This window comes from Acinetobacter baretiae, from assembly GCF_015627105.1.
In the GTDB taxonomy this organism is placed as follows: domain Bacteria; phylum Pseudomonadota; class Gammaproteobacteria; order Pseudomonadales; family Moraxellaceae; genus Acinetobacter; species Acinetobacter baretiae.
Map to the genome: position 1 here is coordinate 20,609 of NZ_VTDM01000017.1, position 13,457 is coordinate 34,065.

At 37.5% G+C, this 13,457-nt stretch carries 16 protein-coding genes; 8 read left to right on the plus strand and 8 right to left on the minus strand.

The genetic code is table 11. The features are described 5' to 3' along the window. Positions 1 to 261 precede the first annotated feature (261 nt). The 3 genes from I2F17_RS07580 (at position 262) to I2F17_RS07590 (ending at position 2,347) form a co-directional block, all read left to right on the plus strand. On the plus strand, positions 262 to 996 hold the full coding sequence (locus tag I2F17_RS07580; RefSeq protein ID WP_211139495.1) for a helix-turn-helix domain-containing protein: 735 nt from the start codon (positions 262 to 264) through the stop codon (positions 994 to 996). A 340-nt stretch (positions 997 to 1,336) separates the two neighbouring features. Then, entirely contained in the window at positions 1,337 to 1,645 is a 309-nt protein-coding gene (locus I2F17_RS07585; protein ID WP_196421896.1) for a putative quinol monooxygenase, read from the plus strand. 3 nt (positions 1,646 to 1,648) lie between these two features. Then, the gene (locus I2F17_RS07590; protein ID WP_211139496.1) at positions 1,649 to 2,347 is read left to right on the plus strand and encodes an acetolactate decarboxylase; all 699 of its coding nucleotides are present in this window, start codon (positions 1,649 to 1,651) and stop codon (positions 2,345 to 2,347) included. 54 nt (positions 2,348 to 2,401) lie between these two features. Here I2F17_RS07590 and I2F17_RS07595 read toward each other — a convergent pair whose 3' ends face one another. The 5 genes from I2F17_RS07595 to I2F17_RS07615 form a co-directional block, all read right to left on the minus strand. Then, the gene (locus I2F17_RS07595; RefSeq protein ID WP_211139497.1) at positions 2,402 to 2,983 is read right to left on the minus strand and encodes a DNA-3-methyladenine glycosylase I; all 582 of its coding nucleotides are present in this window, start codon (positions 2,981 to 2,983) and stop codon (positions 2,402 to 2,404) included. Then, positions 2,970 to 3,230 carry a hypothetical protein gene (locus I2F17_RS07600; protein ID WP_196421893.1) on the minus strand — a complete coding sequence of 87 codons (261 nt, stop codon included), beginning with the start codon at positions 3,228 to 3,230 and terminating at the stop codon, positions 2,970 to 2,972. The genes I2F17_RS07595 and I2F17_RS07600 overlap by 14 nt, the downstream gene beginning before the upstream one ends. Then, positions 3,230 to 3,772 carry a M23 family metallopeptidase gene (locus I2F17_RS07605; RefSeq protein WP_407926556.1) on the minus strand — a complete coding sequence of 181 codons (543 nt, stop codon included), beginning with the start codon at positions 3,770 to 3,772 and terminating at the stop codon, positions 3,230 to 3,232. Before I2F17_RS07605 ends, I2F17_RS07600 begins: the two co-directional genes overlap by 1 nt. A 17-nt stretch (positions 3,773 to 3,789) precedes the next feature. After that, a complete protein-coding gene (gene mutY / locus I2F17_RS07610) occupies positions 3,790 to 4,830 on the minus strand; it encodes an A/G-specific adenine glycosylase (protein ID WP_211139499.1) in 1,041 nt (346 codons plus the stop codon). A gap of 286 nt (positions 4,831 to 5,116) precedes the next feature. Next, a complete protein-coding gene (locus I2F17_RS07615) occupies positions 5,117 to 5,665 on the minus strand; it encodes a TetR/AcrR family transcriptional regulator (RefSeq protein WP_211139500.1) in 549 nt (182 codons plus the stop codon). Between the two features lie 95 nt (positions 5,666 to 5,760). On the opposite strand from I2F17_RS07615, the gene I2F17_RS07620 reads away from it, so the two are divergent. After that, positions 5,761 to 6,300 carry an HPP family protein gene (locus tag I2F17_RS07620; RefSeq protein WP_196421889.1) on the plus strand — a complete coding sequence of 180 codons (540 nt, stop codon included), beginning with the start codon at positions 5,761 to 5,763 and terminating at the stop codon, positions 6,298 to 6,300. 134 nt (positions 6,301 to 6,434) lie between these two features. After that, positions 6,435 to 8,528, plus strand: a complete 2,094-nt coding sequence (locus I2F17_RS07625; RefSeq protein WP_211139501.1) for a TonB-dependent receptor — start codon at positions 6,435 to 6,437, stop codon at positions 8,526 to 8,528. Between the two features lie 137 nt (positions 8,529 to 8,665). On the opposite strand, the gene I2F17_RS07630 is transcribed toward I2F17_RS07625, so the two are convergent. Then, positions 8,666 to 9,406 carry a dienelactone hydrolase family protein gene (locus tag I2F17_RS07630; protein ID WP_211139502.1) on the minus strand — a complete coding sequence of 247 codons (741 nt, stop codon included), beginning with the start codon at positions 9,404 to 9,406 and terminating at the stop codon, positions 8,666 to 8,668. A 206-nt stretch (positions 9,407 to 9,612) separates the two neighbouring features. On the opposite strand from I2F17_RS07630, the gene I2F17_RS07635 reads away from it, so the two are divergent. After that, complete coding sequence (locus tag I2F17_RS07635; RefSeq protein ID WP_196421886.1) at positions 9,613 to 10,062, plus strand: YcgN family cysteine cluster protein; 450 nt, start codon at positions 9,613 to 9,615, stop codon at positions 10,060 to 10,062. A gap of 8 nt (positions 10,063 to 10,070) precedes the next feature. Here the strand turns inward: I2F17_RS07635 and I2F17_RS07640 are convergent, their stop codons facing one another. After that, entirely contained in the window at positions 10,071 to 10,703 is a 633-nt protein-coding gene (locus I2F17_RS07640; protein ID WP_196421885.1) for a cation transporter, read from the minus strand. A 71-nt stretch (positions 10,704 to 10,774) separates the two neighbouring features. On the opposite strand from I2F17_RS07640, the gene I2F17_RS07645 reads away from it, so the two are divergent. Continuing rightward, positions 10,775 to 11,221 (plus strand): MerR family transcriptional regulator, encoded by a 447-nt coding sequence (locus I2F17_RS07645; RefSeq protein WP_196421884.1) that lies wholly within the window; start codon positions 10,775 to 10,777, stop codon positions 11,219 to 11,221. A 46-nt stretch (positions 11,222 to 11,267) separates the two neighbouring features. After that, a complete protein-coding gene (locus I2F17_RS07650; RefSeq protein ID WP_211139503.1) occupies positions 11,268 to 12,542 on the plus strand; it encodes a replication-associated recombination protein A in 1,275 nt (424 codons plus the stop codon). Here the strand turns inward: I2F17_RS07650 and I2F17_RS07655 are convergent. Beyond that, positions 12,533 to 13,405: an alpha/beta hydrolase gene (locus tag I2F17_RS07655; protein WP_211139504.1), complete on the minus strand. Its 873-nt coding sequence runs from the start codon at positions 13,403 to 13,405 to the stop codon at positions 12,533 to 12,535. The genes I2F17_RS07650 and I2F17_RS07655 overlap by 10 nt on opposite strands. Between the last annotated feature and the right edge of the window lie 52 nt (positions 13,406 to 13,457).

Here is a 13,457-nt window from a genome sequence, read left to right on the forward strand (position 1 = left end):
AAAAAGTGAAAGGTATAAACGTGAAATTGATTAGTGTTAATGAAACCCTCACAAAAAATTTCAAAGAATATGGCTTTCAATAAAGATATATTTTAATTAAGGAGTGTATATGAATGTGATTGATGCTAAAAATGATGTTATCGCACAGATTTAAAATATTTATGAGAAGACTATTTTTTGAAAACAGCTAATTTTCTTTATCCATCGATTGAATTAGGGAAATATATCAGTAAATACTGGTATTGTGAAAATGTAGATTTTATGCCCATATTACCCCCCGGTTCAGGCTGTGAGCTATTTATTTTTGATAAAAAAATAACAGTATTAGATACTTCACAGTCTCATTCTATTGATCATGTAGATAGTATTTTAGTAAGACCTAGACATGGATCTATTCAATTTTTATCAGACGGCCCCATTAGTTTTATTGCAATACGATTTCGTTTAGGATGTATTAATTACTTTACTGATTACTTAGAAAGTGATTACCAAACATTAGTGAGTCCATATGCCCTTTGGGGAAAAGACTTTTATAAACTAAGAGAAAATATATTAAATAATATAAAAATATCTTCAAGAGTTAATTTTATAGAATGTTTTTTAAAACAAAATATGTATTTACAGTCGGTTGGAAAAATTGATTTGGCAATTTTTTTTTTAGATCAACTGTATTACAATCATGATCGCTTATCGCTCGCAAAGCTTATTACGAACACAGGCTATAGTGAAAGACATTTACAAAAAACAGTTAAACTTGTCACAGGACTTACGCTGATTGAAGTCAAAAAATTAATACGATTTGAGCAAACATTAAAAGCTATGTTTTCTAAAGATGTGATTGATGTTAACCAAGCATATTTACATGGCTACTATGATCAATCTCATTTCATCAAGGATTTTAAAGTATTTACAGGTATGCCACCGATGAGTTTTTTGACAAGTCATCAAGACAGTGCACTCTTTTATAAAAAAATGGCATTAAAACATCAAGATTGATAATTTTCTTTAGAGTAAAAAAAGTATTTGATATCCGTGAGAGTTCGGATTCTTACAATACAAAAAAATGAATATTACTATAATAAGATATTCTCAATAGAGTCTTATATAGTAAAACCATCTAATTGTTCATACAGTTAATCCTGCTAAAGCCTTATGTAGCCGTATTTGGTAATTTTTAATTGTATGTGGTTTTGAGTGGTTTGACTATATTACATGACATAAATAGATTCACTTTATATTCAAAGTTAAAACTATTTTGATGGTGTGCATGCATGTTAAATCGATATGTCAGATGATTAAAAATGAAATATGACTGTTATTCAATTGGAGCAATGACATGAGTTTGGTACATATATTAGCAACAATCAGTTTTTCTCATGAGCACCTTGAAAAGGGCAAACAAAAACTGATAGAGGTATTGGCTCCTTCAAGGGCTGAACATGGAAATGTTTCATATTTATTGTTTCAAGATCAATCAGATCCACATTGCTTTATTTTTCAGGAAATATGGCAAAGTACAACCGCTTTTGAAATGCATCAAAAAACTTCACATTTTTTGAATCTTTTTAACTATTTAAAGGTATATGCTCAATCTGTTGACATTAAAACACTTGCTGATTTCAATGAACCATTCAGTGAGGATTAAAAGATGGGTAAAATCTATCAGTTTTCTTCAATTGGGGCATTAATGTCTGGTTATTTTCAACCAGATCAAGATGTTTACAATGTATGTACTTGCTCAAGCATTGGTTTAGGTTGTTCTGAACAATTAAATGCTGAGGTCACTATTTTAAATGGCAAAGTATATACAGCAACTGCACATCAAGCCATTGAGCGCCCTAAAGCCCCCTTTTATACGCCATTTTATCAGGTTACAGATTTTTCTAATTTTAAAGAGCAACAGATATTAAATACAATGCAAAATACCTTGGAGCAAGAGCTTAAACATTTTGTAGTATTAAATAATCAATTTATTGCGCTTCGTATCGATGGTTTTTTTCATCAATTGACACTCAGGCGTCCTCAAGCATCTGACAAAAAAAGAACGATTAAAGAAGTATCAGCCAAGCAGGAAGTGATCGCTTATCAAGACATTCGTGGTTGTTTAATTGGCTTTTGGACGCCAGAAATATTTTCTCGAATTTCAGTGCCTGGGCTTCATTTACATTTTTTAAGTCATGATGCATCTATTAGTGGACATGTACTTGCTTATCATATTGAGTCTGCAAAATTGCAGTATGAAGAGAAACCAACAATAGAAATTACGCATCCTCAAACGACTGAATTTTCTCAATTGAATATTGATTTAAAATCTTTAGATCAAATGATTGAGAGTGTCGAAAAGTAAAAAACAATGAGGCAACTGAGGGAAATTCAGTTTTTATAACGGTAAAAGGCATTATTACTCATGATGAGAGAGGGTATTTTTTTGTGCTAACCAGCAATCTTTTTCATGATCATTGACCATGCCTGAAGCCTGCATAAATGCATAACAAATGGTTGGCCCAACAAATTTAAAGCCATGTTTTTTGAGTATTTGAGACAGTTTTTGGCTTTGTGTTGAATAAGTCATGGGTTGATGGTGGATGGGCGTGGGGTATTCTGCAAAAGACCATAGCCATTCAGACATATTGGGGTAAATACATTGAAGATTTTGCCATGCAATCGCATTATCTCGAATGGATTTTAGCTTGCCTAAGTGGCGAATCAGGCCTTGATCTGTGCATTTGTGTATGATGTCTTGATCACTCAATAAGGCAATATATGCAATGGAATGATTAAAAAAGTGGCTTCTGTAACATGCACGTTTTTTTAAGACAGTCAGCCATGATAAACCTGCTTGCTGTCCTTCTAAGCAGAGTAATTCAAATAATGCTGCTTCATGATGTATTGGTTTTCCCCACTCAAGATCGTGGTAAGACATATATAAAGGATCTTGCGTACACCAAGAACAGCGTGGGAGAGAGGTATTAGTATTTGTCATGAGATGAGACAAAAGCTTGCCATATATTGGTTTTGGTGTCCCAAAAAAATAATTTGGCATGTTTGAGTTCATCCATTGAAATCGAAACATCTTTGCCCACTTTTTCATTATAGCCTGTACTCATTACTAAGCCATCTTCAGTAATTTCCATGACCCAACCTTGATGAGTGACCTGCTCAAGTTGAATTTTTTGTTGATTACCTGCTTCTGCAAATGCAACCAAATGTTGTAAAAATTGATCTGACATTAAACACCACCATATAAGTAAGGATAAGGGTTCACAGCGCCACGACCTTTGCCGTTTAAATAGATGCTGTAATGTAAATGACTCACAGTGTTTTTGGCATTGCCTGTATTGCCTACACTGCCAATACGTTGACCTGCTTTAACCTGTTGTCCTACGTGTAAGCTTCTTGCAAGTGAGTCTAAATGTGCATAGTAATGCCACGCACCTGCAGGACCAATGATCCATACCACTGTGCCACCGAGTGTACTTGGTTTTAAGCTTGCAACAATACCATGGGTGGTACTCACCACAGATGTTCCACGTGGAGCAACAATATCAATACCATCATGTGTTCGTCCACCACTTCGTTTTGCCCCCCATGTGTCACGTAATTGCTTTTTAGGAACCCCCTTGACTGGTATGGGTAATTGGGGGTTAAAAGGCTCTGCTTTAAGTTGATTTACTACAGGTGTGGGCAGGATGACAGCTTTTTGATGGGTACTACAAGCCATGACTGTTAGACTAAGTACAAGACAACATAAGGGTTTGAGTCTGTGTTGAATGAATTTACTCTGCGGCTTCATGAGTTCGATCTCTGATCATGGTCGATCAGTTTTTGCATTGCAGTCGGTATACCTTTGTTTATGGCATCTTTTTTGGATAGCCAATGGCCTGTTAAATCGCTGAGTGTGTTGGTGTGTGCAACTTGTACGACATATACCTGTAAGTGCCAAGTAAAGTGAGTAAATTGGTGGGTAAGCTGAAAATTTGGTGTTGAAGATGCAGTTAATTTGAGTAAGTTAATTTGATGATTTAGCTCGTCTTGGGTGTTAAAAATGGGTAAGCACCATAATCCACCCCATAAACCATTATTTTCACGTTGTTGCCAAAACCATGTTTCTTGTTGTTGTAAACATAGTACAAATCCGACTTTTTCAGGCACTGTTTTTTTGGGCTTTTTAAATGGAATATACGTTTGACTGCCTTGAGCATAGGCTTGGCAATGTTGTTGCATTGGGCAGTATAAACACAATGGTTTTTTAGGAGTGCAGATGGTTGCCCCTAAGTCCATAATGGCTTGAGTATAGTCGTGATTACGTTCGGTTGGGCAGAGTGTTGTTGCAATATGCCACATGTTTTTTTCATGTATTGTTTTACTTAAGTCATCAGTAATGGCAAAAAATCGTGCCAATACACGTTTTACATTGCCATCTAAAATGACTCCGTATTGACGTAAACCCAACGACATAATTGCGCCTGCTGTAGAGCGCCCAATGCCTGGCAATGCAATCCAACCGTCTAAACTGGTGGGTAGAGCACCGCCACCTTGGAAAATTTGAGTGGCTGCTTTGTGTAAATTTCTTGCACGTGCATAGTAACCTAGCCCTGCCCAATATGGTGCAACATCATCCCAGCTGGCTTGCCCAAGCAAACTTGCACTAGGAAAGCGTGTGATGAAACGGTCAAAATACTTGAGTACCGTTTTAACTTGAGTTTGTTGAAGCATAATTTCAGACACCCATACTTTATACGGATCGTCTGCGACCTGCCAAGGTAGGTCATGGCGACCATACTGATCGAACCATGTAAGTAAGGCATCTGAAAATTGAAACGAAGGCATAGCAGTTTTACATAAGAATCTAAGCTGATTATAAAGCAATTTGTAGTATGGTTACATCATGGTGTAACCATCTTGCTCGAGTATATTCACATATCATCTGATAGCAATATGAAAATACCTCTCTTGATTCTTTTCATTTTATAAAGATTGAATATATAAAATGAATAATACAATGAATGGATTCAATTAACGAAAGTCAATCCGCTTTATTTTTTCATCCACTTCGCTCAGGTATTATTTGTGTTGTCTATATAAGCGCATGCACATTCAACACAAGATCATTGAATTATGTATGTTGTGGTGGACTTAAAAGTACATAGATCGTGTGTTGAATTTTTTGTGCAACGTTTGAATCAAAACCATCAATTAAAAAACGACTGATCAATCCTTCAATGAGCGTATAAATGATTTCATTCGCTTCTGGATGTCCTGCTATTAAGCAATGCTTTGTAATGAGTTGTTTAACCCATTGTTTATGTGCAATAGAAATCGCACAAATCTCTTGATGGTCTGTCGCTTCTGAAAAGGCTCTAATAAATAAACAGCCTTTGAAGTCATCTTGTTGAAACCATTTCATGTGCCAATCTAAAATCTGATGAATGGCCGTTGCACCATAACTGTCTCCGATATGTTCAAGTATACGGTGTTGAAACCTTTGGTCACGCGCAGTTAATACTGAATGAATTAACTGTGTTTTATTTTTGAAATGGGTATACATGGTTGTTTTTGAGCAACCTGATTCATCACGAATGAAGTCGACTCCGACACCAATAAAGCTATTGTGATTAAATAATTTTTCTGCTGTATTTAAAATTTTTAATGCTGACTTTGACAAGAGAATAACTCCTTTGAATAAAAAAGTACAATTCTGTACTATTTGTAATTTTGTATGTACTATATACCTAAAACAATATCTAAGCGATGGTAACCATGCAGTCTATAAAAAATATAAAAGAAAAGTTAATGCCATCTGTTCATGTGATTACGGTTTTAAAAGGATTAATTGGTGGAACATTAAGTATTTTTATATTGTTAATTCTGACAAAATTCTTTAATCATCTATATATTATGGCGCCATTTGGTGCAAGTTGTGTTCTTTTATATGCTGTACCACAGTCACCATTGGCTCAACCAAAAAATATTATATTAGGGCATTTCATTTCTGCATTTATTGGATTATTTTTTCTAAAATTTTTTACGTTATCTGCATTTACCATTGCGTTATCTGTTGGGTGTGCAATTGCATCTATGCAACTACTACGCTGTGTACATCCACCAGCGGGTGCCAACCCATTGGTGATTTTGCTCACAGCACAGAGCGTTCACTATGAGTGGACATTTCTTTTGTTTCCAGTTTTATTGGGTACGGTCATTTTAGTATTAATTGCCACTGTGATTAATAATATAAAAAGCGATACTCAATGGCCTAATCATACTTTTAACTTTAAAATAAAGCGTCGTCGCTCATAAAAAATGCTCTTTGTAGGAATGATCAAGATACAAAGTAAATAGTTGATAATGATTATTGTTAATAATTATTTTAAGATACTATGTGTATTTTTGTAATCAATTTGGTAAGAGATGGCATTAAGTCATTATTTTTTATGAAAAAGACTATTTTATTGGTTTCTATATTGTCTTCATTTTCTGGGCTAGGTTATGCAGATGAGGTTGCGGCATTACCTTCTATTCGAAGTAAAGCCAATCAACAAACATTAAAGCAAGAAGTAACACAGGCTTCAACAGCAACGAAAGGCGCTTTACAACTCAAAGACGTACCTCAGACTGTAAATGTTATTCCGCAAGAAATTTTAAGAGAGCAGGCAGTAACTTCAGTTCAAGGTGCATTACAAAATGTGCCGGGTGTGGGGTTTAGCACAGGGGATGGACAGCGAGATCAAGTCTCTATTCGAGGATTTAACTCAGTATATGATAGCTATATTGATGGTTTTCGTGATGACGCAATGTATTACAGAGATTTATCCAATACAGAGCGTATAGAAGTCGTTAAAGGCCCTGCATCTGTATTATATGGTCGTGGTTCTGCGGGTGGATTAATTAACCGCATTACCAAAAAGCCAATGGCAGAACCTTTACGTGAAATCACGTTAATGGGAAGTACATTAGGCCAACGCCGTTCTCAATTTGATGTGAATCAGCCTCTTTCAGATCAGGTGAAAATGCGTCTGACAGGTGCAGTTGAAGATTCAGATGGATACAGAAATCAGGCTTTCTTAAAGCGTCAGGCCATTGCACCTTCTATGAGTTGGGATATTTCGGACAAAACCAAATTATTGGTTCAAGCCGATTATTTGCATGATGATCGTTTGGCAGATCAAGGATTTCCGATGGATCCAACCACCCATCGACCACTTGCTTTAGATCGAAAAGTTTTTTTAGGCCCTGCCAATGCAAAAGATAGTGCAGATACAGATACAGAAGTAAAAAGTGCAACAGTCACATTAGATCATACCTTTGATAATGCATGGAAATATCATGGTGTGGTGCATGCCTATAAGTATTCTTTAGATCGTCAACTACCAAATTCATCATATAATGCGAAAAATCAAACCATTTCCATTACACCATCACGCCGTTTTCGTAATGAAAAAGGTGTAGCAACACAACAAGAATTATCTGGTCAATTTAAAACAGGCAGTATTGAACATAATGTACTTGTTGGTTTAGAGCTTAACCATCAAAATAAAGATGATAAAATATTTGCTAGTCCTCCTGCATCTACCTTGCAGTTGAATAATATTGTTTTGCCGATATGGCAATCGATTTCAACAGTTACACCAACGACCAATAATAAAAACAACAGCACCAATAAAGCATTGTATATACAAGACATGCTGGCATTAAATACGCAACTTAAAGTATTAATTGGGGCTCGTTACGATGATTTGGAACAAAAACGTTCAGCTTTAGCGGTGCAAAAAAATGTGATAACACCATACAATCGTACCGATCATAAGTTTTCTCCACGTGTCGGGCTTGTGTATGAACCGATTGAACAATTGTCTTTATACGCCTCTTATAACCAGTCTTTTCAGCCATTATCTGATGCTTTAACGGTATATCGTAATTTATCAGGATTACAACCAACAAAAACGCAAAGTTATGAAGTGGGTGCCAAGTGGGATGTTACGCCAGACTACAATGTCTCGTTGTCTATATTTAACACCACACAAAACAATGTCTTACAGTCAGATCCTGCTGACAAAACAGGACAAACTGCACTGGTTGCAGGCGAACAACGCAGCCGTGGTGTAGAAGTAACTGCTGTTGGCCAATTAACTGATAAGCTGTCTATTTTGGCAGGTTATGCATATTTAGATGCAAAAATCACAAAATCTGTATTGGCAAGTGTTCCTGTGGGATCATTGGCTGCGCTTACACCTAAAAACTCTGCAAATGTATGGGCAAAATATCAGTTCAATGATCATTGGTATGCAGCCGTGGGTGGTCGAGCACAAACCAGTCAATATGCTGCATCTACCAATGTGTTGAAATTACCAGGATATGCAGTGATGAATGCTGCGGTAGGGTATAACCATGAGCGTTATGATGTTGGATTGAATGTAAACAATATTTTTGACCGTCATTATTTTGTTTCTGCGCATGGGTTGTCTGACCAAGGTGCATTGATTGGTAACCCTGTAAATGCACAATTAACTTTGCGTTACCGTTTCTAAGACTATCGTTAATGTGTTGAGCAGGTTAAAGCGAGTTTACTTTAACCTGCTTATTCTTGGTTTTTACAACATGCGTGAATGTATATTACTTAGTGTGTTAAGCGCATTTATTTTGGATCAGTGTATGTTTGCATAGATTAATGGGTAGGGAAGCGTTTTTTTAAAAGTTCAGCCAATGTATCAAGACTTTTTTGTTCAGCCACAGCATTATATGCGACATCTACCCCTGTTTTTGCATGTCTTTCATCTGATTTAGGGTTAGTAAACCCGTGTTTTGCATCTTCTAATCTTAAAATTTGATATGCAACATCGGCATGTTGTAATTCTTGTTCAATGCGGTCGACATCTTCTAGTGAAATCATACTGTCATCGATACCATGACAAATCAAAACATCACCTTTGATCATACCTAATTTTGCAGGACGATCTGTTTTAAGTGTCCCGTGAAAAGAAGCAATCACTTCAAGTGGTGCACCGCTACGTGCAAGTTCTAATGCAATTTTTCCACCAAAGCAAAACCCGATGGTAGCAAGTTTTTTAGGGTCAACTTCAGGTTGTGCCGCTAACATGGCTAAACCAGCTTGTGCACGATCAAGTAAGGTATTGGGTTTTTCAAAAACTTCACTCATATATGCGCTGGCTTCTGTGGCCACTTCAGTACATGCCTTGTTGCCGTACATGTCTATTGCAAATGTTGCATAGCCTTGAGCTGCAAATTGCATTGCACGTTCGACCATATATTCATCGCGACCCCACCACTCGGGCCCAAGAATAAGACCGGGCAAGGCGTGTTGTACTTCTGGCGCAGCAAAAAAACCAATCAAGGTTTTACCATCATGTGCTGTATATTCGATTTCACGGGTAATAATATTGTGCATGTGCCTGCCTATCAACATATGAATGAAAAGATCTGTGACTTAATCAAAGATGCGTTTTATTTCATCATAATGGAAAAAATCTTTATGCATTGTGAGTAATTTTTTGATGATGTAAAGAATTGTAATGGTGATGCTGTGGTCGATGCTATCAATTTATGTGTTCAGCCATGTTACACTACAAGTGTTGTGTTTATATCGGGTTCAGCATGTCTTTACGCCCTCAATTTTGGCAAAAATACCCCCTTGATGCATTAAGTACACAAGAGTGGGAAGCACTGTGCGATGGTTGCGGTCTGTGCTGTTTAATTAAATTAGAAGATGATGATACGCAAGATGTGGCATACACTAAGGTGGCATGCCATTTATTAGATTGTTCTACAGGGCACTGTTCTGACTATGTTCATCGAAAAAAATTCGTACCTGACTGTATTCAATTAGATTTAAAAACCATTGATCAAATTGCCTATTGGCTACCTTCAACTTGTGCATATCGACGTCGATATGAGGGTAAGAAACTACCCTCGTGGCATTATTTAAATACAGGCTCTCGACAAAGTGTGATCACTGCTAAAAAATCTGTGGCAGGTCGTTGTATTTCTGAACATGATGTTCCTGAAGATGACATTGACCAATATATTGTTCGATGGGTACGTTAATTTTAAGATTAATGTACAGGTGTGTAACGGCTTTTTTGACGTTCGGCACGGGCTTGTTTGATTACTTGTAAACCACCTGAGAAACCGAGAATCGCCATAATAAAGGCCACCAATAAATCAGGGAACATGCTTTGCGTACCAAAGACACCAAGAGCGGCCAATAATACAGCCACGTTACCAATGGCATCGTTACGGCTACACAACCACACCGAGCGCATATTTGAATCGCCATCTCTAAAGGTATAAAGCACAAAAGCACTAATGATATTGGCAAGTAAGGCCAATACACCAATAACACCCATAGTCATGGCTTCAGGGGGTTGACCAATGCTATACGACCACACAACCTTTCCAACAACAAGGCCTGCAAATAAAACCATCATGCCGCCTTTGAGCAATGCTGCATTGGCTCGCCAATACAAACTCATGCCTAAAGCAATTAAAGAAATAATATAGTTAAATGAGTCACCAGCAAAATCGAGCGAATCTGCCCAAAGTGATGCTGAACCCGATTGCATACCGCCAACCACTTCAATTAAAAACAAAGAGAGATTGAGCACCAATGCAATCCAAAGCGCATTGCGAAATTTTTTAGAATGCGTTTTTGTTGGTGCTTCGTGATGACAATGACAACCAGCCATTTGAAAATCTCCTCTAACAGATTTAAACTGATTAAAAAGCTTGGTGTAGCTCTAAGGTCAAGGAGAATTTTATGCAATTTACAATTGGTGAATTGGCGAAAAAAGCCAAACTCAGTGCAGATACCATTCGGTTTTATGAAAAAAAGCAATTGATTCGTCCACCACTACGTGCGGACAACAATTATCGGTACTATGATCAAGACAGCTTAACGCGCCTTGTTTTTATTCGTCACTGCCGTGAATTAGGAATGTCTTTGAAAGAAATTCAAGCATTGCATGAACAATTACAAGAACCTGAACAAAATTGTGTGCATGTGAATGAAGTGATTCGTGACCATTTACATCATGTCACTGAAAAAATTAATCAACTAGAGCAATTTAAAGTGCAACTTGAACAACTAGAAAAGTCATGCCAAGCCAATGCATCTGTCAAAGATTGTGAAATTATACAAGCTTTACAGCGACCTGATGATCGTGATGATCCTTTAACGTTAAGTCGCTTAGATTTACACGCATAACATATACCACATGTTGGTCTAACCACAGTCAAAGATAGATTTACTTATGAACGATAGTTGTAATATTCCACTGCCAGAACGTTTACGTCCCCGTGATTTATCTGAAATTTTAGGGCAGGGGCATTTATTAAATGCAGATGCACCGTTTCGTCAAATGATTGATCAGGGGCATTTACCTTCTATTATTTTTTGGGGGCCACCGGGCGTTGGGAAAACCACATTAGCATCTTTGCTTGCGCAAGCCGTAGATCGTCCATTTTTGAGCTTATCTGCATTAAATACTGGCGTGAAAGAATTAAGAGAAATTATTGCAGAAAGTGGTGATCTACTCACGCCTGTGGTATTTATTGACGAAATTCATCGATTTAATAAATCACAACAAGATGCGTTATTAGGCGCGGTTGAAAAAGGAAAAATTACCTTAGTGGGAGCAACCACAGAAAATCCCTCTTTTGAAGTCAATAGTGCTTTATTATCTCGTTGTCAGGTCTATACGTTAAATGCTTTAGATCATGAAGCGATTCAACAATTGCTTGATCAAGCATTAAGCCGTGATTCTATTTTGCAAAATCGCCACGTATATATTGATGAATATGAAGCACTCATTCAATTTTCAGGCGGAGATGCTAGAAAGGCATTGAATTTGCTTGATTTAGTGGTTAATACTTTTGATGTAGAGCAAGATGAACATCATATTAATAATGCCATCGTGGTCAAAATTGCTCAACAAACCACTGCTCGTTATGACAAGACCGGTGAACAGCATTACGATTTAGCATCGGCACTGATTAAATCTATTCGTGGAAGTGACCCCGATGCTGCTTTGTATTGGCTTGCCCGTATGCTCAAAGGGGGAGAAGATCCTGTTTTTATTGCTCGTCGTTTGCTGATTTCAGCGTCAGAAGATATTGGAAATTCAAATCCAAATGCTTTGTTGCTTGCTGGAGAAAGTATGCGGGCTGTACAGGCGATTGGTATGCCTGAAGCACGTATTGTTTTAGGGCAATGCGTGGTGTACTTGGCAACCAGTGCCAAAAGCAATAGTACGTATTTGGCGATTAATAAAGCCATGGCATTGGCCGAAAAGACCGCAGATGTTGCTGTTCCTCTGCATTTACGCAATGCACCTACAGGTTTAATGAAAGCACAGGGTTACGGAGAAGATTATTTATACCCACATGATTATCCAGAACATTTTGTGAAACAAAATTATCTACCGCCTGAATTAATGGGCACGAAATTGTATGAGTCGGCACGAAATAAGCGTGAAGTTGAAGGTGAAAAGCTACAACAACGCCGTTGGCAAGACACTCAATCGTGATGCTGTTGCCATTGTAAAAATAAGTTTGGCCATTGCTGGGTTTGCGTATTATTTCCTAAGCCCCAACCATGCCCACCATGGTCAAATAAAATAAGTTGATTGCTGATATGTTGCTGTATTAATGCTTGATGTAGTAATTGGCTATTGGCCACAGGTGAAATAGCATCATCACGAGCATGTGCAATAAACATTGGGGGGGTATCCGAGCGAACATTTTGATTGACACTATATTGGCGTAATAAAGCATCACTACTGTGTTCATTAAACAATACATGATATGCATGGGTGTGGTTTAACGGTGCTTGCATACTGACGATGGGATAGAGCAGTACTGCAAAATCAGGTCGAGCAGACAATGTATCTATATGATCGACTGCAAAATAAAAGGGCGTTGTCCACTGTGTGGCTAACATTCCTGCAACATGCCCACCGGCAGAAAAACCCATCACACCTACCTGTTTGTATTTGGATGTTGCTTTAATGAGTCGTAATGCACGCTGTGCATCTGCAAAAGGGAAATCACGTGTTTGGCTTTGTTGTTGAAGGTGAGGTAAACGATAGAGTAATTCAAATACAGTAAAACCGTGTTGTTGTAGCCATTGTGCTGTGGGGGTACCTTCTTTATTGAGTACTTCATGGGCGTAACCACCACCACTGAGAACTAAAATCGCAGTATGATTAGATTGTTCAGGAAAATACACCGCCATAAATGGTGTTGCCACGGTATGTACGTTGTTTTTTAATTGATGTTTTGGGTGATGCGGTGGTTCATCGTTTGGCCAAAGCGAAATAATGTCAATAGGTGTTGCTTGTGTAACTGTGCTGAAAAAAAATGCAAAAGCGAAAGTGTAATAGCTTTTCATATAGATGCTCTGTTTTAAACAGAATATGAGGCACTGAGCTTACATTAAAAAA